Origin of the sequence: Amycolatopsis sp. NPDC051371 (assembly GCF_040682155.1) — a bacterium.
In the GTDB taxonomy this organism is placed as follows: domain Bacteria; phylum Actinomycetota; class Actinomycetes; order Mycobacteriales; family Pseudonocardiaceae; genus Amycolatopsis.
Map to the genome: position 1 here is coordinate 113,876 of NZ_JBFBAG010000023.1, position 18,393 is coordinate 132,268.

At 72.0% G+C, this 18,393-nt stretch carries 18 protein-coding genes; 5 read left to right on the forward strand and 13 right to left on the reverse strand.

The annotated features are described in order from the left end of the window. Nucleotides 1-102: 102 nt before the first annotated feature. Nucleotides 103-1,137, forward strand: coding sequence for an alpha/beta fold hydrolase (locus AB0M59_RS27115; RefSeq protein ID WP_364620126.1), 1,035 nt, complete (start codon nt 103-105; stop codon nt 1,135-1,137). A gap of 36 nt (nt 1,138-1,173) precedes the next feature. Here AB0M59_RS27115 and AB0M59_RS27120 read toward each other — a convergent pair whose 3' ends face one another. Genes AB0M59_RS27120 through AB0M59_RS27135 form a run of 4 tightly spaced genes read right to left on the reverse strand, consistent with a single transcriptional unit; the run spans nt 1,174 to nt 4,930 of the window. Beyond that, the gene (locus tag AB0M59_RS27120) at nt 1,174-2,340 is read right to left on the reverse strand and encodes an FAD-binding oxidoreductase (RefSeq protein WP_364620129.1); all 1,167 of its coding nucleotides are present in this window, start codon (nt 2,338-2,340) and stop codon (nt 1,174-1,176) included. Nucleotide 2,341: 1 nt separating this feature from the next. Continuing rightward, entirely contained in the window at nt 2,342-3,118 is a 777-nt protein-coding gene (locus AB0M59_RS27125; RefSeq protein ID WP_364620132.1) for an amino acid ABC transporter ATP-binding protein, read from the reverse strand. Further along, entirely contained in the window at nt 3,115-4,032 is a 918-nt protein-coding gene (locus tag AB0M59_RS27130) for an amino acid ABC transporter permease (RefSeq protein WP_364620135.1), read from the reverse strand. Before AB0M59_RS27130 ends, AB0M59_RS27125 begins: the two co-directional genes overlap by 4 nt. 1 nt (nt 4,033) lies before the next feature. Further along, nucleotides 4,034-4,930, reverse strand: coding sequence for a transporter substrate-binding domain-containing protein (locus tag AB0M59_RS27135; protein WP_364620138.1), 897 nt, complete (start codon nt 4,928-4,930; stop codon nt 4,034-4,036). A gap of 88 nt (nt 4,931-5,018) precedes the next feature. Here AB0M59_RS27135 and AB0M59_RS27140 point away from each other — a divergent pair, with 88 nt between their 5' ends. Continuing rightward, complete coding sequence (locus AB0M59_RS27140) at nt 5,019-5,957, forward strand: MurR/RpiR family transcriptional regulator (protein ID WP_364620141.1); 939 nt, start codon at nt 5,019-5,021, stop codon at nt 5,955-5,957. An 18-nt stretch (nt 5,958-5,975) separates the two neighbouring features. Here the strand turns inward: AB0M59_RS27140 and AB0M59_RS27145 are convergent, their stop codons facing one another. After that, nucleotides 5,976-7,139 carry a TetR/AcrR family transcriptional regulator gene (locus AB0M59_RS27145; protein ID WP_364620269.1) on the reverse strand — a complete coding sequence of 388 codons (1,164 nt, stop codon included), beginning with the start codon at nt 7,137-7,139 and terminating at the stop codon, nt 5,976-5,978. 234 nt (nt 7,140-7,373) lie between these two features. Here AB0M59_RS27145 and AB0M59_RS27150 point away from each other — a divergent pair, with 234 nt between their 5' ends. Next, nucleotides 7,374-8,567 (forward strand): oxygenase MpaB family protein, encoded by a 1,194-nt coding sequence (locus AB0M59_RS27150; protein ID WP_364620144.1) that lies wholly within the window; start codon nt 7,374-7,376, stop codon nt 8,565-8,567. 33 nt (nt 8,568-8,600) lie between these two features. Here the strand turns inward: AB0M59_RS27150 and AB0M59_RS27155 are convergent, their stop codons facing one another. Next, nucleotides 8,601-9,299, reverse strand: a complete 699-nt coding sequence (locus tag AB0M59_RS27155; protein ID WP_364620147.1) for a hypothetical protein — start codon at nt 9,297-9,299, stop codon at nt 8,601-8,603. Nucleotides 9,300-9,345: 46 nt separating this feature from the next. Between AB0M59_RS27155 and AB0M59_RS27160 the strand changes: the two genes are divergently transcribed. Continuing rightward, a complete protein-coding gene (locus AB0M59_RS27160; protein ID WP_364620149.1) occupies nt 9,346-9,846 on the forward strand; it encodes an HPF/RaiA family ribosome-associated protein in 501 nt (166 codons plus the stop codon). On the opposite strand, the gene AB0M59_RS27165 is transcribed toward AB0M59_RS27160, so the two are convergent. From AB0M59_RS27165 to AB0M59_RS27180, 4 genes are read right to left on the reverse strand one after another with little or no spacing between them, the layout of a single operon-like run. Further along, nucleotides 9,847-10,419, reverse strand: coding sequence for an isochorismatase family cysteine hydrolase (locus AB0M59_RS27165; RefSeq protein WP_364620152.1), 573 nt, complete (start codon nt 10,417-10,419; stop codon nt 9,847-9,849). Continuing rightward, nucleotides 10,416-11,738 carry an MFS transporter gene (locus tag AB0M59_RS27170; RefSeq protein ID WP_364620154.1) on the reverse strand — a complete coding sequence of 441 codons (1,323 nt, stop codon included), beginning with the start codon at nt 11,736-11,738 and terminating at the stop codon, nt 10,416-10,418. The genes AB0M59_RS27165 and AB0M59_RS27170 overlap by 4 nt, the downstream gene beginning before the upstream one ends. Continuing rightward, a complete protein-coding gene (locus AB0M59_RS27175) occupies nt 11,735-13,468 on the reverse strand; it encodes a hydantoinase B/oxoprolinase family protein (RefSeq protein WP_364620157.1) in 1,734 nt (577 codons plus the stop codon). The genes AB0M59_RS27170 and AB0M59_RS27175 overlap by 4 nt, the downstream gene beginning before the upstream one ends. Continuing rightward, nucleotides 13,465-15,522 (reverse strand): hydantoinase/oxoprolinase family protein, encoded by a 2,058-nt coding sequence (locus tag AB0M59_RS27180; protein ID WP_364620159.1) that lies wholly within the window; start codon nt 15,520-15,522, stop codon nt 13,465-13,467. The genes AB0M59_RS27175 and AB0M59_RS27180 overlap by 4 nt, the downstream gene beginning before the upstream one ends. 152 nt (nt 15,523-15,674) lie before the next feature. Between AB0M59_RS27180 and AB0M59_RS27185 the strand changes: the two genes are divergently transcribed. Then, the gene (locus tag AB0M59_RS27185; protein ID WP_364620162.1) at nt 15,675-16,394 is read left to right on the forward strand and encodes a GntR family transcriptional regulator; all 720 of its coding nucleotides are present in this window, start codon (nt 15,675-15,677) and stop codon (nt 16,392-16,394) included. Here the strand turns inward: AB0M59_RS27185 and AB0M59_RS27190 are convergent. From AB0M59_RS27190 to AB0M59_RS27200, 3 genes are all read right to left on the reverse strand, one after another. Further along, complete coding sequence (locus AB0M59_RS27190; RefSeq protein ID WP_364620164.1) at nt 16,391-17,491, reverse strand: pyridoxal phosphate-dependent aminotransferase; 1,101 nt, start codon at nt 17,489-17,491, stop codon at nt 16,391-16,393. The genes AB0M59_RS27185 and AB0M59_RS27190 overlap by 4 nt on opposite strands. Nucleotides 17,492-17,574: 83 nt before the next feature. After that, the gene (locus AB0M59_RS27195; RefSeq protein WP_364620167.1) at nt 17,575-17,814 is read right to left on the reverse strand and encodes a hypothetical protein; all 240 of its coding nucleotides are present in this window, start codon (nt 17,812-17,814) and stop codon (nt 17,575-17,577) included. A 144-nt stretch (nt 17,815-17,958) separates the two neighbouring features. Continuing rightward, a complete protein-coding gene (locus AB0M59_RS27200) occupies nt 17,959-18,243 on the reverse strand; it encodes an SDR family NAD(P)-dependent oxidoreductase (protein ID WP_364620169.1) in 285 nt (94 codons plus the stop codon). Nucleotides 18,244-18,393 lie beyond the last annotated feature (150 nt).

Genomic DNA, 18,393 nt, shown 5'->3' on the forward strand with positions numbered 1-18,393 from the left:
GGACACCAGCCGTCGACCGCCCGCCGCATCACCCGCCCGTGCCATTCCGGATGGTGGCCGGAACCGGCCACGCGGATCCGCGACACGGCCTAGGCTCGGGGAATGCCGGGGCAAGACCAAGTCGTGCGCTTCACCGCCGCGGGCGATCGCACGGTCGCCTGGGCCACCGTCGGCGCGGGGCCGCCCCTCGTCGTCGGCGGCTGGTGGTGCGGGCACCTCGAGCTGGATTGGCAGACCCCGTTGTTCCGCCGGTTCGCCGGGCTGCTCGGCGACCGGTTCACGCTCGTCCGCTACGACCGGCCCGGCGCCGGCATGTCCGACCCCGCCGGTCCCCTGGTCACTTCGCCGGCCGACGAACTGGCCGCGTTGAGCGCCGTCGTCGACGCGGCCGGGGAGAAGGTGAGCCTGTTCGGCGGCTCGTCCGGGGGCTGCGCCGCGATCGCGTACGCGGCGGCCCACCCGGAGCGCGTGGAACGGCTCGTCCTGTACGGCAGCTACGCCCGCGGCGCCGAGATCGCCACGGCGGAAGCGCGCGATTCGCTGCTGGCGATCGTCGGACGTCATTGGGGCGTGGGCTCCCGGGTCCTCGCCGACCTGTTCCTGCCGACCGCGACGGCGGCGGAGCGCGACGAGTTCGTTCGCTTCCAGCGGGCCGGCCTGACCGCGGAGAAGGCGGTGCGCTCGCTCGCGGCGGTGTACGCGTTCGACGTCCGGGACCAGCTGGACAGGATCGAGGTCCCGACCCTCGTCCTGCACCGCCGCGACGACCGCGCGATCCCGTTCGCCCTGGGCCGGGACGTCGCCGCCCGCATACCGGGCGCCACCTTCGTCCCGCTCGACGGAACCGACCACCTGCCCTGGCGCGGGGACGTGGAAGGGCTCGTCCGGCCCGTGCGGGAGTTCCTCGGCGCCGGCCGGCGGGCCCGCCAAGCCGGCTCGGCGCACCAGGACCTCTCCGAACGCGAACTCGACGTGCTGCGCCTGGTCGCGCAAGGGCTCAGCGATCAGGAGATCGCGCGCCGGCTCGGGATCAGCGCCCACACGGCGCACCGCCACGTGTCGAACATCCGCGGCAAGCTCGGGGTGTCGTCGCGAGCGGCGGCCGCCGCGCACGCCGCCACCGCCGGGCTGCTCTGACCCGCGCCGAGGTCGCTACTCACCCACCCGGGTGCGTCACTTCCGGGAACCGGCGCCCAGCCGCTCGAAGGTGAAGGGCCTGAGCGCCGCCGGGCGTTCGCCGTCGAGGGCCCACGTCGCCAGTGCTTCGCCGACGGCCGGGGTCAGGGCGAAGCCGTGGCCGCTCCACCCGGTGCCGACGAACACCGTGGCCAGGCCGGGCACCGTGTCGATCACCGGGATCAGGTCGATCGTGCTGGTATCGGCGCGGCTGGTGTCGACCGCGAGCACCTCCGCGCCGGCCAGGGCCGGGATCGTCGCGGCCGCGTCGGCCAGGCTGGCCCGCAGGACCTCCGGGTCGGGCGTCCCCACGCCGGTCTCCGGATCCCACCCCCCGGGGCGGCCTCCGGACAGCATCACCTGGCCCTCGTCCGTCAGCTTGACCGACAGCGAGCGCCGCGTGTGGCCGATCTGGTGCTCGAGCGAGAACCCCGGCGGCGGCGCCACGAACGTGACCTGGGTGGCCTTCTCCCACAGCGGAAGACGCACGTCGAACGAGTCCGCGAGCAAGCGCGGCGTGGCCCGGTTGGCCGCGATGACGACTCCCCGGGTAGCGCGCAGCTCGTCCCCCTCGGCCAGGCGCAGGACGACCGAACCGTCCGGCCGGGGTTCGAACGCGGTCACCGCCGTGTGTTCGAGGACGCGGGCACCTCGTTCCCCGGCTGCCTTGGCGAAAGCCCGGGTGGTCGCCGGGTGGTCGGCGGTCCCGTCGTCCGGGGTGAAGAGCGCGCACCGGATGTCCCCGGCGAGGCCCGGCTGCATCTCGTCGAGCCGCTCGCGGTCGACGACCGCGCACGGGATTCCGGCCGCCTGCTGCGCTTGCGCCCTGGCCGGCAGGCTCTGCCAGCCGGAAAGCCCGGCGACCTCGACGTCGTAGACGCTGAGCAAGCCGTTGCGGCGGTAGCCGGTCGGCGCGCCGAGTTCCGAGTCCAGCTCCGGCCAGAGTTCGAGCGCGCGTCGCGCCAGCGGCAGTTCCCGGAGGTCGCGGCCACCGGCGCGGACGCCGCGGCGGCCCGGACCACCGGAGGCGCCGGACGCGAGCTCGTCCGCCTCCAGGAGCACGACTTCGGCACCGCGCCGGGCGAGGTTCCAGGCGGTCGCGGCCCCGACGGCACCTCCGCCGACGACGGCGTACTCGACGGACTGCACGGACGATCGCGTCATTTCAGCTGACCCTTTCCAGGAAACGCCGGGTGCGGACCTCGCGCGGGGAGTCCAGGACCTGCTGCGCCGGGCCCCGTTCGACGATCCGGCCTTCGTCCATGAAGACGATCGTGTCCGCGACCTGGCGCGCGAACCCCATTTCGTGCGTGACGATGACCATCGTCATGTCGTCCCGGGCCAGGTCGCGCAGGACGTCGAGTACCTCTCCGACGAGCTCGGGATCCAGCGCGCTCGTCGGCTCGTCGAACAGCATCAGCTTCGGCCGCATGCACAAGGCGCGGGCGATGGCGACGCGCTGCTGCTGCCCACCGGACAGCTGCGCCGGGTAGCTCGCGTGCTTCTCGGCCAGGCCGACTTTCGCGAGCAGCTCTTCGGCGTGCCGCACCGCCTCGCCGCGCGGCACGCCGAGCACGCGGACCGGCGCCTCGATCAGGTTTTGCAGCACGGTGAGGTGGGAGAACAGGTTGAACTGCTGGAAGACCATCCCGATGTTCCGGCGGGCCCGGCGGGACTGCCGCGGCGGGGTCTCCTGCAGATCGCCGCCGGACCACCGGTAGCCGACCAGGCCGCCGTCGACGAGGATCGTTCCCGCCTGGATCTTCTCCAGGTTGTTGATGCAGCGCAGCAGGGTGCTCTTGCCGGAGCCGGACGGGCCGATGAGGCAGCTGACCTCGCCGGGCCGGACGAGGAGATCGACGTCGCGCAGGACGTGAAGAGCGCCGTAAAGCTTGTGCACGCCGCGGATTTCCACCGCGGGCACGCCGGTCGATGTGGTCACAGTCCCGCCTCCAAGGCCGTCCGGGAGAGTTTTCGCGCCGCGGCCGCGGACAGCACCGCTTCGCCGCGGTTGAAGTACCGTTCGACACGGCGCTGGGCGAGGGTGAGCAACGCGGTGAGAACGAGGTACCAGAACGTCACGACCAGCAGCAGCGGAATCGTCTCGTAGGTGCGGGCGTAGATGATCTGGGCGCTGTAGAGCAGTTCGGGCATGGCGATGACGCTGACGATCGACGTCGTCTTCACGACGTTGACGAACTGGTTGGTCAACGGCGGGACGATGGCCCGCATCGCTTGCGGCAGCACGATGCGGCGCAGGGCCAGCAGGCCCGGCATACCCAGTGCCTCGGCCGCTTCGCGTTGACCGCGGCCCACCGAGATCAGCCCGGCGCGGAAGATCTCCGCGCAGTACGCCGCCTCGTGCAGGGTGAGCCCGATGATCGCGGCACCCGCCACCGTGATGACGGTGTTGGTGTCCAGCGCGAACAGGTCCGGGCCGAACGGAACCCCGAGCGAGATCTTCGGGTACAAGGCGGCCAAGTTGTACAGCAGCAGCAACAACACCAGCAGCGGGGTGGCGCGGAAGATCCAGATGTAGGCCCCCGCCGCCGTGGTCAGCACCTTGTTCGCCGATTGGCGCATCATGGCCAGGACCACCCCGATGACGATCGACAGCGCCATCGAGAGCACCGCCAGTTCGACGGTGTGCCCCAGCCCCAGCAGGATCGAGGGGCTGAAGAGGTAGTGCCCGAACGCCGGCCACGCGAAGTTGTCGTTCGTGAAGGCGGAGACGAGAACCAGCACGACGAGCGCGGCGGCGATCACGCCGGCGACCCACGTGCCGTACTTCCGCCGGCCGACGATCCGCGCCGGCAGCTGGATGTCCACTCCGGACTCGATACTCTCGGAAACCATGTCATGACCTGCCTTTCAGGATCTCCGTGCCGTCGAGCTGGTTCTCCTGGAGACCCCACTTGTCCAGGATCGTGCGGTAGGTGCCGTCGGCCATCAGGCGCTTCACGGCTTCGTGGACCGCGCCGGTCAACGGTGAGTCCCGCTTCAGTCCCAACGCCACGATCGCCCGTTTGTACCGGCCGGCCAGCCGGAACAGATCGGGCGACTTGCTCGCGACGTACTGCGTCAGGGAAATCGAGAAGTACAGGACGTCGATGCGGCTGCTGCGCAGGGCGAGCACCGCCGCGCTGCCGTTGGGGAACAGGCTGAGCCGCCACGCGGGCCGGCCGGCGGCCGCGCAGGTGTCCGCCGCCTGGTCCAACTGGGTCTGCTGGACCGAACCGACCACCACCCCGACCGCGCGTCCGCAGAGATCCGCGTAGGAGTTCACCGGGAAGGTCGTGCCGCGACCGGCGAGGAATCCTTGACCGCCGTTGTAGTAGGTGACGAAGTCGGCCTTCTTCCGCCGCTCCGCGGTCGGACCGAGGGAAGCGAGCACGAGGTCGTAGCGCCCGGCGGCGAGTCCGGGGACGACCGCGTCGATGTTCGTCGGGATCGGGGCCGCACCGACGCAGAACACGTCGGCGATGGCCTGGCTCATGTCGCGGTCGAAGCCGACGATCGTCGCGTCGTCCTCGGCGTAGTACGCCATGGGGGGTGTGTCCGGCACCATCGCGACCTGGAACGCGCCGCGCTGGCGGATCGGCGCGGACAGGGCCGCGTTCATGGCCGGGTCGCACCGGCCGTGGGGCCGGGTCACCAGCGCGGGGTCCGCGGTGCCCGCCGAACCGAGCCCGCAGCCGGTCAAGGTCAGTACCAGGGCCGACACTCCAGCGAGCAGCCGTCGTGTCCGGTGCATGTCGCTCCCTCCGCCCGTCAGGGTGTGTCGTGAGGCGATGTGATGTAGTGTGTACTTCATGAAATCCCGAATGTCTAGTGGCTACTAGATGGATCCGACACTCACGAAACGCATCGCCCAGGTCCGGGAGCAGCTCAGCGCGGGCGGGATCCGGGTGGTGGACTTCTTCGCCGGCCACCCGGCGGAAGCGTCGGTCTTCTCCGCCCAGGAAATCGCGCGTCACGCGGAAGTCAGCGACGCCACGGTCATCCGGACCGTCAAGCAGCTGGGCTTCACCGGCTTGGGCGAGCTGCGTCGCGCGGCCGCCGCCATGCTCAACCCCGTCCGCGATCCGGAACAGACCCTCGCCGACCACCTGACCCAGTCCGACGACAGCAGCCAGCTCCTGGCCAAGATCAGCCTGGACGCCGCGGAACTCGCCCGGTCACTCCCCCGGTCCGTCCCCGCCGAGACGTTCGACGCCGCCACCCGCATCCTCGCCGCGGCTTCGCACACCCTCGTCGTCGGCTACGGATCGGCGTACCCGGTGGCCGATTCGCTCGCGCTCGGGCTCCGCCGCGTCGGCCGGCGCGCCGGCGCGACCGGGCTGACGGGCTACAACTTCGCCGACGAGCTCAGCCAGCTGGACGCCGGTGCGGCGCTGGTGCTGGTCGCCCCCTTGCGCCACGTGCGCGAACACGACGTGGCGATCAGCGAAGCCATCCGGACCGGCTGCCCGATCGTGCTGATCACCGAAATGCTGGCCAGTCATTTCGCGGACCGCGTCGACACCGTGCTCGTCACGCCGTCGACGGAGAACGTGCTGCCCAGCAGCCTGGTGACTCAGCTGCTGCTCGTGGACGCGCTCCTCCTGGCGGTTTCGGCGACCGACCCGGACCGTGCCCTGGACGGCTGGAAGACCACCAACCGCCTGCGCACCGAGCTGGTCGAAGGCAGCCTCGACGTCCCGCTGACCCCGTCCATCGCCGCGAAGTTCCCGCTGCCGGGCAGTGGCACCGGCCTGCCTGGGGAATCCGCGGAGGGCTGACGCCCACCTGCGCCCGGATCACCGGTCCAGGGCACTGACGAACAGAGCGGCCACGGCGGCGCGGTGGTCCGGGCTGTCCTGCCACCGCAGCCGGCGGCCGGCCTCGACCACCACGCCGAAACCCGCGTGCACCAGCACCCGCGCCTGGCGCGCGTCGAGATCCGGGCGGGTCTGCCGCAGGTGCTGCTCCCAGACGGCGATGTGCTCGCGCTGCGCGGCCACCAAGGGACGGCGCAGGCCGGGCGGCAAGCCGGCGACTTCGGCGTTGGCCACGCTGTTGAGGGCGCTGTGTTCGAAGCTGTACGCCACGTAGGTCGCCGTCAAGGCGGACAGGGCCGCACGCGGATCGGTCACCCCGCGAAGGTTGTGTTCGACCGCTTGGGCCAGCAGGCCGGCCGCCTGCAGGCACGCCGCCGCCAGGATGTCGGCCTTGCCCGGGAAGTACCGGTAGAGCCCGGACGGCGCCAGCCCCACGGCCTCGGCGATCACGCCGTTGGTGACGGCGGCGAACCCGTCCCGTTCGAACAGCGGGACGGCGGCCGCGAGGATCTCCGAGCGCCGGGTGCGCACCACCGGCGGAGCCGGCAGCTCGACGGGGCGCGCGTCCGCCAGAGCCGCCGCGGTGTCGGTCGCGACCACGCGCAGAGCGGCCGCCCGCAGCAGGGTTTCGACCCGGCGCTGCGCGATCGCGTTGTGGTGCATCGTGATGGACCCGATCGCCCCCAGGGCCGCCACCGCGCGCAGGTGCTCGTCGGGCCACGGGTACTCGCGGCGCACCACGTCCGCCACCCGCCCGACGATGTGCGCGAACTTCCCCCGGAGCACCCGGCGGTCGTCGTGGTCGAGGTACCGGGCCTCCCACCGGTACACCCCGCCCGCTGCCCGGTGGGCGACGGTGACCCGGGTGACGGCGGCGAGCACGTCCGTCAAGGCCGCGTCTTCCGGCACTTCGCCGAGCGCCGCGACGAGCCGGTCGGCCATGACGTTCGCGCACTCGGCGAACAACGCGTACTTGTTCGGGAAGTGCCGGTACAGGGCGGCCGCGGTGATGCCCACGCCGGCCGCGATCTCCTCCATGGACGCCGCGTGGTACCCGCGCTCGCTGAAGACCGGGCCGGCCGCTTCGACGATGAGCTGCCTGCGGTTGCGCGGGCGGACGGCCGCGGCCGGCTCGGCGGTCACCGCGGCCGCCGGGCGCGGGCGCGCGGGAACGGGGCCATACGCGCCAGTCAACCACGAAGTGAACCGGGTGACGGGCGGCGGACCGATTCAGTTCGGGCAGCCCTTGTCGACCGGCGACCCACCTCGCTATGTTAATGAAGAATCTCCCCTTGTTCCGCGCGATCTACGGCGGGTAGTTCCCGCCAGAACCCGGTTTGACCAGCCGGTTGCCTACCAAGGAAGCTGGGTAAGTAAATGAGTAATCTCAGCCGGAGGAACGTCCTTTCGCTCGGCGTGGCGCTGGGCTTGGCGAGCGCGGCGGGCGCCGTCCCAGCCTGGGCGTCGGCGGGCGGTGCCGCCGCGGGCACCGACCCGTGGTGGGTCTGGGACGACGAGGTGGACCGCCTGATGGCGGGCATCCTCGACACGGGCCAGGTCCCCGCGGTCAACACCGCGCTGCGGCCGTGGGTCGACAACAACGACCCGCTGCCGGGCGGCCTGCCCGCCGACCTCGCCGGCTACCTCCAGCGGGCCAACCGGCTGCCCTCCTGGGCCGACGCCGCCAAGCTGCGCCGCGCCGCCGACTTCAACCGGCGCAAGGACACCTACCTGTTCATGCTGTACGGCCTCGGCAGCGGCATCATGAGCACGGTGATCCCGCGGGAGGCCAAGTCGGTCTACTGGTCCGCGGGCGGGGCGAACATGCAGGACCGCGCGGCCAAGACGTTCACCTTCGGCTACGACCTGGCCGACCGGAACGCGTTCGAACCCACGGGCCAGTTCGTCGTCACGGCCAACAAGACGCGCCTGGTGCACGCCGCGGTGCGCCACCTGCTGCCCCAGTCGCCGCACTGGCGCGCGGTTTCCGACGAACAGGTACCGATCAGCAACGGCGACATCCTCGTGACGTTCCACAGCCTCGGCACCTTCGTGCACCGCAAGCTGCGCGAATGGCGCGTCCCGATGTCGGCCGCGGACGAAGAAGCCTTCCTCCACCACTGGCAGGTCGCCATCCACCTGCTCGGCGTCCGGGACGAGTTCATCCCCCAGACGTGGGCCGAGGCCGACGCGCAGTCGACACAGGTGCTCACCCCGCTCCTGGCCCCGACGACCGAGGGCAAGGAGCTGGCCGAGGACCTGCTCGGCCTGACCGCGCAGATCGACCTGGGCGTCACCCGCGGATTCCTCAACGAGTTCGTCCGCTACGTGCTCAGCGACGCGGTGGGCGACTGGCTCGGCTTGCCCCGCGACTACGCGGCGGCCGCCCTGGTGCGCACCGGGTGGCCCGCCTACATCGCGTTCCGGGAAGGGCTGCTGCCGATCGCACCGGCGGGGTTCTACCTGTTCGACCAGTTCGTGCGCGCGATCGCGATGCTGTTCCTGAACAAGGTGACGTCCCCGACGAGCACGCCCATCACGATCCCCACCGGAAACCGGCCGGGGGCCTGACCCGGACCACCGGATTCGATCGCGACCGGATGGCTAGCTTGCCGGCCCATGCCTCTTGAGACCCCACGCGTCCCAGCGCCGGCCGTCGGGGTCGAGATGCTCGTACAGCGTGCCGGCGTGTTCTGCCCGGGTGAGCACCTCGGCCGCGGTCTGCTGCTGCCGATGCAGCGCTTCCACCTCGGTCCGCAGTGCGGTGATGCGGCGGCGCAACCGCAGCCGGGTCCGCCAGGGGTGCCAGAGCATCGCCAGCAGCAGGCCGGTGGCGGCCGCCTGGTACTCCTGCGCCGCGCGGACGAGCCGGCCCGATTCGGCACCGAGCACGCCGCCGAGGCGACGGTCGATCGTCAGCATCAGCGTGCTGTCGAGGAGGCGCTCGTGGGCACCGCCGGCGAAGTCGGCCACCCGGCGGGGCATTCCGGCGACGAGGACCGCGGTCAGCAGGTCGGCGAGCGCCTCACGCAGCGCGTGATGAGCGTCGGTCCCGTCGTCGAGGAGGGCGGCGACACCCAGTTCGTCGGCGATGGATCGCCGCCGGTCGTTGCCGGACGGGTGAGGGGCGGCGCCGATCCCGATGCCGCGGACACCGCCGCTGATCTCCCGCACCTCGGCCAGGGTGCGGTGGACCTCGGCGCGCAACTGGCGCCGCTCCTGGACCTTGGTGAAGTAGTTGGTCAGCGCCGCACCGACGACGCCCCCGCCGGTGGTGTAAGCCAGCTCGACAAGACCGGGCACCCAGACCACCCTCCGCCGACCGAATGGGGCAACGCGTCCGGACATCGTGTCAGAACGCCGCCCGGCCCTCAGCTCGCACTCGCACGCCACCGGGTTTGAGCCGGCCACCGCCGTGGTACTGACGGAGATCATCGTCGTCCCGCTTCGGAGGGTGCTCGTGCAGATCCAGGTCAACACCGACCACAACATCCACGGTGGCGAAAAGCTGGCCACCTACGTGACCACCGACCTGGAGAACAGCCTCTCCCGGTTCGGCGGATGGTTGACCCGGGTGGAGGTGCACCTCAGCGAAGACGGCGGCGGCAAGCCGGACGACATGAAGTGCGTGATCGAGGCGCGGCCCGGTGGCAAGCAACCGGTCGCGGTCACCCACCACGCGACCACCGTGGACGACGCGTACGCCGGGGCGGCGCACAAATTGGGCCGGGTACTGGATTCCCGGTACGCCCGCGCCCACGACCACAAGGGCAGCGACAGCATCCGGCACATGCCCCCGCCGGAGGACCCGGAGCAGGTCGGCGCGCTCGAGGACGAGCCGCAGGGCTGATCAAGACGACTCGGCACCTCCGGGCGCGTGCGAACGCCAGTCGGTGCCGAGCGTGACGTCGAACCCCCGGCTCGGGAAGATCCGTTCCATGAAGAACTCGTGCACGGCGGGATCTTCGTCGGCGCAGCAATCAGCGAGGACGGACACGCGGTAGCCGCGGTCGGCGGCGTCGTAGGCCGTCGCGGCGACCATCGCGCTCGTCGCCACCCCGGCCAGGGTCACCGATTCCACGCCACGGGCCCGGAGGACGAGGTCCAGGTCGGTGCCGGCGAAGGCGCTCGCCCGGCGCTTGCGCACGACCACGTCCTCGGGGTGCACCGGCAGCTCGAGCTCGATGCCGGGCGAGCCCTCGTGGAAGATCTCGCCCGCCTCGAAGAACGCGGCGAACAGGGCGCTGCCCGGCGGCAGGTCCGCGCGGTTGACGCGGAACGCGGTCTGGATGTGCACGACCAGCCCGCCGCCCGCGCGCACGCGGGGCACCAGCTCGGTCAGGGGCGGCAGCACCTGCCGCGTGAACGCGAACCGGCCGGTGATGCCCCGCTGGAGGTCGCCGATGATCAGTGCGGTGCTCATGAGGTCAGCTTCCCATCGAGCCGCTCCATGCGGCGGCCGGCCGTGGCCAGGACGAGGAGCCCGGCCACCATGATCACCGCGATCGCCAGCAGCGCGTAGGTGAAGCTGCCGGTGGCGGTCTTGATCGCGCCGGTGAAGTACGGGCCGACGAACCCGCTGAGGTTGCTGACCGAGTTGATCAGGGCGATGCCGGACGCCGCCGCCGTCCCGGTCAGCCCGATCGCCGGGATCCGCCAGAACTGCGGCATCGCGGTGTAGATCCCGGCCACGCTCAGGCAGACCGCGACGATGAACAGCGGCCCGTTGCCGGCGAAGGTGGCCAGCAGGAGCCCGGCGGCGCCGACGGCCATCGGGACGCCGGTGGCGAAGACCGCGGACCGGCGCCCGGCGAAGCGCGCCCAGACGAGCATTGCGAGCGCCGCGACGACGTACGGGATCCCGGACAGCAGCACACTGCTGACGTCGCCGACGCTGTGGGTGATCGCGCTGATCATGGTGGGCAGGAAGAACGCGAGCGGGTAGAGGCCGAACACGATCGCGAAGAAGGCGACCGCGAGCGCCCACACCCGGCCGCTGGTCAGGGCCTGGCGCAAGCCGGTCAGCGCGCCGTGCCCGCGTTGCTCCTCGGCTTCCGCCGCAAGCGTTTGCTCCAGCTTGACCTTTTCGTCGTCGTCGAGCCAGCGCGCGTCGGACGGCCGGTCGGGCAGGAACACGAAGATCAGGACGCCGATGATGATCGTCAGCGCGCCTTCGACGAGGAACAGCGAACGCCAGCCCGCGATCCCGAACAGGTTCTGGCCCCACGCCAGCAAAGCGGCGGCCAACGGTGAGCCGACGATCGAGGAGAGCGGGATCATCAGGAAGAACCCGGTCAGCGCCCAGGAGCGCTGGCGGCGCGGGAACCAGTAGGTCAGGTACAGCAGGATCCCGGCGGCCAGACCGGCCTCGGCGAACCCGAGCGCGAGCCGGGCGAGGTAGAGCGCACCGGCGGAGTCGACGGTCGCCGTCAAGCCGGTGACCACACCCCAGGTGAGCATGATCCGGGTGATCCACTTGCGGGCCCCGAACCGCCGCAGCGCGAGGTTGCTCGGCACCTCGACGATGATGTAGCCGATGAAGAACAGGCCGGCGGCCAGGCCGACCTGCCCGCTGTCGAGGTGGAGGTCGCGCGACATCGGCGCGGCGATGTAGCCGAGGTTGGCGCGGTCGACGTAGCTCATCACGTAGGCGACGCCGATCAGCGGGATGATCCGGGTGCCGACCTTGCGCCAGGTCCGGCGGTCCACGGTGTCCGTGGTGGTGCGCGGGGCGGATTTCATGACTGTGTCCCTTCCGGACGGGCCGTCCCGCGCAGGGCGCGCGTGGCGCTGGGATCGATCGTCGTGCCGGCGGTGATGACGACGCCGTAGTCGCGGGCCGCGCCCTCGCGGGTCACCTTGCCTTCGCGGACGTCGTCGAGAACCCGCTCGGGGTCGCGGGTGTACGGGTCGCCGTGGCCGCCGCCGCCGGCGGTGACGTGCCGGTGCCGGCGGCCGGCGGTCAGCACCAGGTGGGGCTTGGACTCGAGGACGCGTTCGCCGGGGCCGCCGAGATCGAGCACGTTGAGCGACGGGGTGCCCGGCGCTCCCCCGTCGAGCCCGTACGGGAGGAACTTGCGCCGGTCGGAGCGGATCTGCACGCTCGCTTCGGCGGCGAGGATCGTGATGTCCCGGAACGTGCTCAGGCCGCCGCGGAACCGGCCGGCACCGCCGGTGTCGGGGAGGTAGCCGTAGCCGTCGACGCGGACGTGCCCCGACTGTTCCAGCTCTTCGACCGGGGTGTTGGCGAGGTTCGCGCCGAGCGGGCTGATGCCGTCGACGCCGTCGCGGTCGGGCCGCGCTCCCCACGCGCCGCACAGGATGTCCCAGAGCACGACCGAACCGCCGTCGGCGCCGGTGACGCCGATCGCAACCGAGTCGGGGCCGCCGTCACCCGCCGCGGGGACGCGGGTGGGGAACACCGGGGCGAGCGCGCCGAGCACGGCGTCGATGATCCGATAGGCGACGAGACCGCGCGCGCCGCGGGCGGCGGGACGACGGCCGTCGAGGATCGACGCCTCCGGGATGGTGAAGGTGAACGGCCGGTAGAAGCCGCTGTTGGCCGGGATGTCGCGGGCGAGCGCCCCCTGGACGGCCGCGTAGGACGCGGATCGGGTGAACGAGGTGGTGGCGTTGAGCGCGGAGGCCACCTGCGGCGACGATCCGGTGAAGTCGAGCGCGATCCCGGTGCCGGACAACGTCACCTTCACCTGGAACGGGATCGGGCCCGAACCGAGGCCGTCGTCGTCGATGTGGTCGGTGAACTCGTAGGTGCCGGGGACGGCGTCGGCGAGCGCGGCCCGCAGCAGCGTTTCCGAGTAGTCGAGCAGCTCGTCCTCGAGTTCCGCCAAGCCGCCGACGCCGTAGCGCGCCGCGAGCGCGCGCAGGCCTTCACCACCGGCGTGGCACGCGGCGAGCTGGGACTCGAGGTCGCCGCGCAGCAGTTCCGGCTCGCGGACGTTGCGCAGCACCAGGTTCAGGAAGGTCTCGTTGAGATTTCCCGCGTCGACCAGGCGGGACGGCGGGATCTGCACGCCCTCGGCGAAGATGCTCGTCGACTGGACGGCCATCGAGCCCGCGACCCAGCCGCCGACGTCCGCGTGGTTGACCACGGTGACGGCGAAGCCCAGCAGCTCCGCTCCGGCGAACACCGGGGCGACCGCGAAGATGTCCGGCAGGTGCATGCCACCGAGCGACGGATCGTTGAGCACGTAGACGTCGCCGGCGCGGAGCCCGTCGCCGAACTCGGCGAGCATCGCCGCCATCGCGTCCGGAATGGACCCGAGATGCACGGGACAGGTGTTGGCCTGCGCGATGACCCGGCCGCGGGCGTCGCACAGCGCGGCGGAGAAGTCCATGCTGGACGCGACGATCTGCGAGTGCGCGGTGCGCAGGATGGTGATCGCCATCTCGTCGGCGACGCCGGTGACGGCGTTGCGGAAGACCTCGAAGGTGACGGCGTCGCGGATCATTCGGCGCTCCAGGTGATGACGAGGGTGTGGAACCGGTCGCGGTGCACCCGGGCGCCCGGCGGCACGAGGGTGGTGGCGTCCATGTCCTCGACGACCAGCGGTCCGTCGATGGGCCCGGCCCCGACGTCCGAACGGGCGATGACCGGTGTGGCCACGGTTTCGGCGAAGCGGCACTCACGCATGGCTCGAGCCTTGCCGGGAGCCGGCGGCAGCCGCAGCACGTCTTCGAGGGAGACCGAGCTGGGCAGCGTGCCGCGGACCCGCAGGTTGACGACCTCGACGAGGCTGTCGTCGCCGGCGCGGCCGTAGGTGCGTTCGTGCTCTTCGTGGAACCGCGCCCGCGCCGTCGCCAGCAGCTCGTCGGTCAGCGGCCCTTCGTCCAGCCGGATCCGCAGCTCGAAGCGCTGGCCGCGGTAGCGCATGTCCAGCATCCGCTCGACGACGGCGTGCTCCCCCAGCTCGGCGATGACCCTGCCGGTCAGCCGCTCGAACTCGGCGGCCGGATCCGGCCGGCACGGGGCGACTTCGTTGAGCTCGGTGTCGGCGACGAGGAGGCCGAGGCTGCTGAACAGGCCGGGGTGGGCGGGCACCAGCACCGTCGAGATGCCTAGCTCCCTGGCCAGCGCGGCGGCGTAGAGCGGGCCGGCGCCGCCGAAGGCCACCATGGTCGCCTCGCGGGGATCGCGGCCGCGTTCGCTGGTGACGGCCTTGACGGCGGTCGTCATGCTCGACACCGCGACTTCGTAGGCGCCGCGCGCGGTGGCAGGGACGTCGCGGCCGAGCCGCTCGGCCACCGGGGACAGGGCCTTCGCGGCCAGGTCGGCGTGGATCGCCACCCGCCCGCCGGCCAGCGCGTCGGGACTCAGGTAGCCCAGGGTCACGTTGGCGTCGGTCAGGGTCGGCAGCTCCCCGCCCTGGCCGTAGCACGCGGGGCCGGGGCGGGACCCGGCGCTGGCCGGCCCGACGTGCAGGGCGCCGGCCTCGTCGACGGTGATGACGCTGCCGCCCCCGGACCCGACCTCGGCGATGTCGATCGACGGCGTCCGCACGGGGTAGCCGGCGCCGGAGCCCAGTCCGCGGGCGACGTTCATGCCGCCGCCGACCTCGTAGTCGGCCGACACGAACGGCTCGCCGTGCTCGATCAGCGACGCCTTGGCGGTGGTGCCGCCCATGTCGAACGCGACCACTGACGGCAGGTCCAGCAGGCGGGCGAGCCGCCGAACCGCGGTGACCCCGGCGGCCGGGCCGGACTCGATGATCTGCACCGGCCGGCTCGCCACGGATCCGGCGTCGAGCAGGCCGCCGCTCGACTGCATGACGAGCAGCGGCGCGTCCACCCCCACGGTCCGCAGCCCGGCTTCGAGGTGCGTCAGGTAGCCGTGGACCGCGGGGCCGACGTAGGCGTTGACGGTCGCGGTGCTCGTGCGCTCGAACTCCTGCGGCTGCGGGGAAATGTCCACCGACGCGGTGACGTACACCCCGGGCAGTTCCGCCCGCAGCAGGTCGGCGACGCGCCGTTCCTCGTCCGGGCGGACGTAGGAGTTGAGCAGGCAGACCGCGACCGCCTCGATGCCGTCGGCCCGAAGCCGGGCCGCCAGCGCGCGGACATCGTCTTCGACGGTGGCCGGGGCCAGCCGGCCGTCGGCGGTGATGCGCTGCGCCAGCTCGTGGCGGTGCCGGCGCGGGGCGAGCGGCACCGGCTTGGTCCAGGACAGGTCGTACAGCACCGGCCGCCGCAGCCGGCCCAGCTCCAGCACGTCGCGGAAGCCCTGGGTGGTGACCACCGCGGTGCGGGCGCCGGCCATCTCGAGGATCGCGTTGGTCGCCACGGTCGTGCCGTGCAGCATCGCGGTCACGGCGGCCGGCGGGACCGCGGCGGCGTCGAGCACGGCGGTCGTGGCGGTGACGACGCCCGTCCCGTAGTCGGGCGGGGTCGAGAGGACCTTCATCGGCACGACTTCGCCGGCGGGACCGAGGGCGATCACGTCGGTGAACGTGCCCCCGATGTCGGCGCCGACGCGCCAGCCGGGGCGGTGCTCGGAACTGGGAAGCACAGCGGGTCTCCTTCGCCTGTCCGGTGTCTGGGAGGCAGCGTAAGAACCCGTTGAGATATTAGCAAGACGTACTTGAGATATTTACTCACCTTGTTGAGTACGACCAGGCTGGCGTACCGTTGCGGCAACCGCCTGCGCCGAAGGAGCGACCGTTGCGTTACGAGCCCGACCTGATCCGCGAGCGGCCACCCTCGGGCAGCCTGATGGAGAACGCCTACCGGCGGCTCAAGCGGGAGATCATCGAGCTGGTCCGGCCGCCCGGCGCGAGCTTCACCGAGCAGGAGGTCGCGAAGGCCTACGAGCTGAGCAAGACGCCCGTCCGCGAGGCGCTCGCCCGCCTGCACCGCGACGGCCTGGTCCGCCCCCTGCCCCGGGCCGGGTACGTGGTTTCGACGGTGACCCTCGGCGACGCGACCGACCTGTGCGACATGCGTTCCTTGCTGCAGTCCCAGGCGGCGGCGCTGTGCGCCGAGCGCGGACTGTCCGAAGCGGACACCCGGCGGCTGGCGGAACTGGCCGTCGACACCGATGAGGACCAGCTCGGCGGGCCGCACTTCGAGGAGCGGTTCCGGGCCAACTACGAGTTCGAGTCCCTCATCGCCAACGGCGGCGGGAACCACCGCCTCGCCGCGGCGTCGGTCGGCGTGCTGGACGAGATCGAGCGCATCATCCGGCTGAGCATCCGGCTGGACCCGTCCATGCCGCCGACCCGGATCCGCGAACGCCAGGCCATCGTGGACGCGATCGCCGCCCGCGCCCCGGACGCCGCCCGGGAGGCGATGCGGCAGCGGACCGCGTCCGCGCGGCGCGAGATCGTCGGCGCGCTGGCCGCGAGCCGCTCGATCATGCACGCCGAGATCGGCATGCCTTAGCCGGTCAGCGCGGCGAGCCGGTTCCCCACTTCGACCAGGTCGGCCTCGGCGCCCCCGTACAGCAGGCGGGCGTGCCCGGCCGGGCCGTGGAACGCGTCCCCGGCGATGCCCGTGATCCCGTGCCGCAGCAACGTGTCCTCGAGCTCCCGGCCCCGCACGCCGAGGGCGGAGAAGTCGGGGAACAGGAAGATGCCGGCGTCGGGGCGCACGACGGGCAGACCCGCCGCCTCGACCGCCTTGACGAGCAGGTCACGGCGGTGCCGGAAGGTCGAGTAGACGACGTCGAGCCAGTCCTGCGGGCCGGTGATGACCGCGCAGGCCGCCGCCTGGGGTACGTCGCCGACGTTGATCGCGTCCCACTCGAACGCCCGGTGCACGCGGTCCAGCAGCGACTCCGGCGCGTGCACGTAGCCGACCCGCCACTGGCTGAACGCGTAGTTCTTGCTCAGGCTGGTCACCGTCACCAGCTCGGGCCAGACGTCCCGCAGGGACTGCTGAGGTGTATAGCTGGGTCCGCTGTGGACGTAACGGGCGTAGGACTCGTCGGACAGCACCAGCAGCCCGCGCTCGGCGGCCAGCGTCAGAATTTCCGAGAGCTCTTCCCGGCTCGGCGTGTGGCCGGTCGGGTTGACGGGGTTGCACAGCAGGATCGCCCGGGTCGCCGGGGTGACGGCCGCCCGGACGGCGTCGAGATCCGCGGCCCAGCCGCGCTCCGGCCGCCCCGGGACGTACACCGGACGGGCGCCGGTCATGCGCACCATGCCGTCGAAGAAGTAGGTCGGCGCCGGGACGACGACCTCGTCGCCCGGCGAGAGCAGCGCCCGCAGGACGACGCTCATCCCGTGCTGCGCGCCGTGGGTCACCAGCAGCTCACGGTCCGGGTCGACGTCCAGGGCGAACTCCCGGCCGAGGTGCTCCGCCACGACCCGGCGCAGCTCCGGCCACCCCCGCGACTGGCGCGGGAGCAGCCGGGCCGCGGCCTCGTGAACCGCCTCCAGCACGTGGTCCGGCATGGGCAGCACGGGCACCCCGGCCATCGGTATGACGGGCCATTCTCGCGCTCGCTCGGTCAAAGCGAGCGCCGGGAGTCGCTCCATGTCGCCTCCTTGATATCTTACGGCGCTGTGTTAAGATATTAACACTGGAGCGTCGCAGCCGCAGCTCCCGGCGCGGGACTCGGTCAGGCCTGCGGGTAGCGCACACCGGTGAGCTGCTCGCACCTCTCCCACAGCGTCGCGCCCGCGGCCTCGTCGCGGGCGACGGCTGCCGCCTCGACCCGTTCCGGCCGGGCCTTGACGCCGTGCCACCCGCCGGGACCGTAGAGGTCGCCACCGCGCACGTCCGGATCGGCCGCTGCCCGCAGCGTGGGCAGCGCGCCGGCCGCGGCAGTGTTGACGAGCGGGGACAGCAGCCACCGCACGGGCGGCCACCGAGATCGCCGGTTCCCCGGCTGCCGCCAGTCGCCGCTGGAGTTCGAACGTGAACACGAGGTCGGCCGGCTTCGTCTGCGTGTAGGCGCGCCAATGGCTGTAACGACTCTTCGCGAAGCCCAGGTCGTCGAGGTTCAACCGCCCCATCTCGTGACCACCGCCGCCGCCTCACGAATGGACGCCGCGTCCGCGAGGTCCAGCCGAACAGCGCGGAGGTCCGCATCCGGTGCGGACGAACGGATCGCGTCACACGCCGCGGCCCCTCGGTCGAGGCTCCGGCACGCCAGAACCACCTGCGCACCCTTCTCGGCGAGCATGCGCGCGGTCTCGAAACCGACCCCGGAATTCGCGCCGGTGACGACCGCGGTGCGACCTCGCTGGTCGGGGAGGTCGGCAGCGGTCCAGCCCGAGGTCGACATGATCACGTTCCTTCATCGAGGCGATGGGTGCCGCGCCGGACGATCCAGGCCAGGGCTCGGGAACGAGGTCGCGGGTCCCCGGTTCGGGGACATCGCGGGTGGCTCGCAGGAGGGACAGCGAGCTTCGTCGGAAGGCGGCGGCTCCGGGAC

Excerpts from the sequence above, each read along its gene's own strand:
- AB0M59_RS27135 (WP_364620138.1), bottom strand. The coding sequence starts at position 4,930 with ATGCACCGGACACGACGGCTGCTCGCTGGAGTGTCGGCCCTGGTACTG.
- AB0M59_RS27130 (WP_364620135.1), bottom strand. The coding sequence starts at position 4,032 with ATGGTTTCCGAGAGTATCGAGTCCGGAGTGGACATCCAGCTGCCGGCG.
- AB0M59_RS27190 (WP_364620164.1), bottom strand. The coding sequence starts at position 17,491 with ATGGAGCGACTCCCGGCGCTCGCTTTGACCGAGCGAGCGCGAGAATGG.
- AB0M59_RS27115 (WP_364620126.1), top strand. The coding sequence starts at position 103 with ATGCCGGGGCAAGACCAAGTCGTGCGCTTCACCGCCGCGGGCGATCGC.
- AB0M59_RS27200 (WP_364620169.1), bottom strand. The coding sequence starts at position 18,243 with ATGTCGACCTCGGGCTGGACCGCTGCCGACCTCCCCGACCAGCGAGGT.
- AB0M59_RS27120 (WP_364620129.1), bottom strand. The coding sequence starts at position 2,340 with ATGACGCGATCGTCCGTGCAGTCCGTCGAGTACGCCGTCGTCGGCGGA.
- AB0M59_RS27165 (WP_364620152.1), bottom strand. The coding sequence starts at position 10,419 with ATGAGCACCGCACTGATCATCGGCGACCTCCAGCGGGGCATCACCGGC.
- AB0M59_RS27175 (WP_364620157.1), bottom strand. The coding sequence starts at position 13,468 with ATGATCCGCGACGCCGTCACCTTCGAGGTCTTCCGCAACGCCGTCACC.
- AB0M59_RS27140 (WP_364620141.1), top strand. The coding sequence starts at position 5,019 with ATGGATCCGACACTCACGAAACGCATCGCCCAGGTCCGGGAGCAGCTC.
- AB0M59_RS27150 (WP_364620144.1), top strand. The coding sequence starts at position 7,374 with ATGAGTAATCTCAGCCGGAGGAACGTCCTTTCGCTCGGCGTGGCGCTG.
- AB0M59_RS27170 (WP_364620154.1), bottom strand. The coding sequence starts at position 11,738 with ATGAAATCCGCCCCGCGCACCACCACGGACACCGTGGACCGCCGGACC.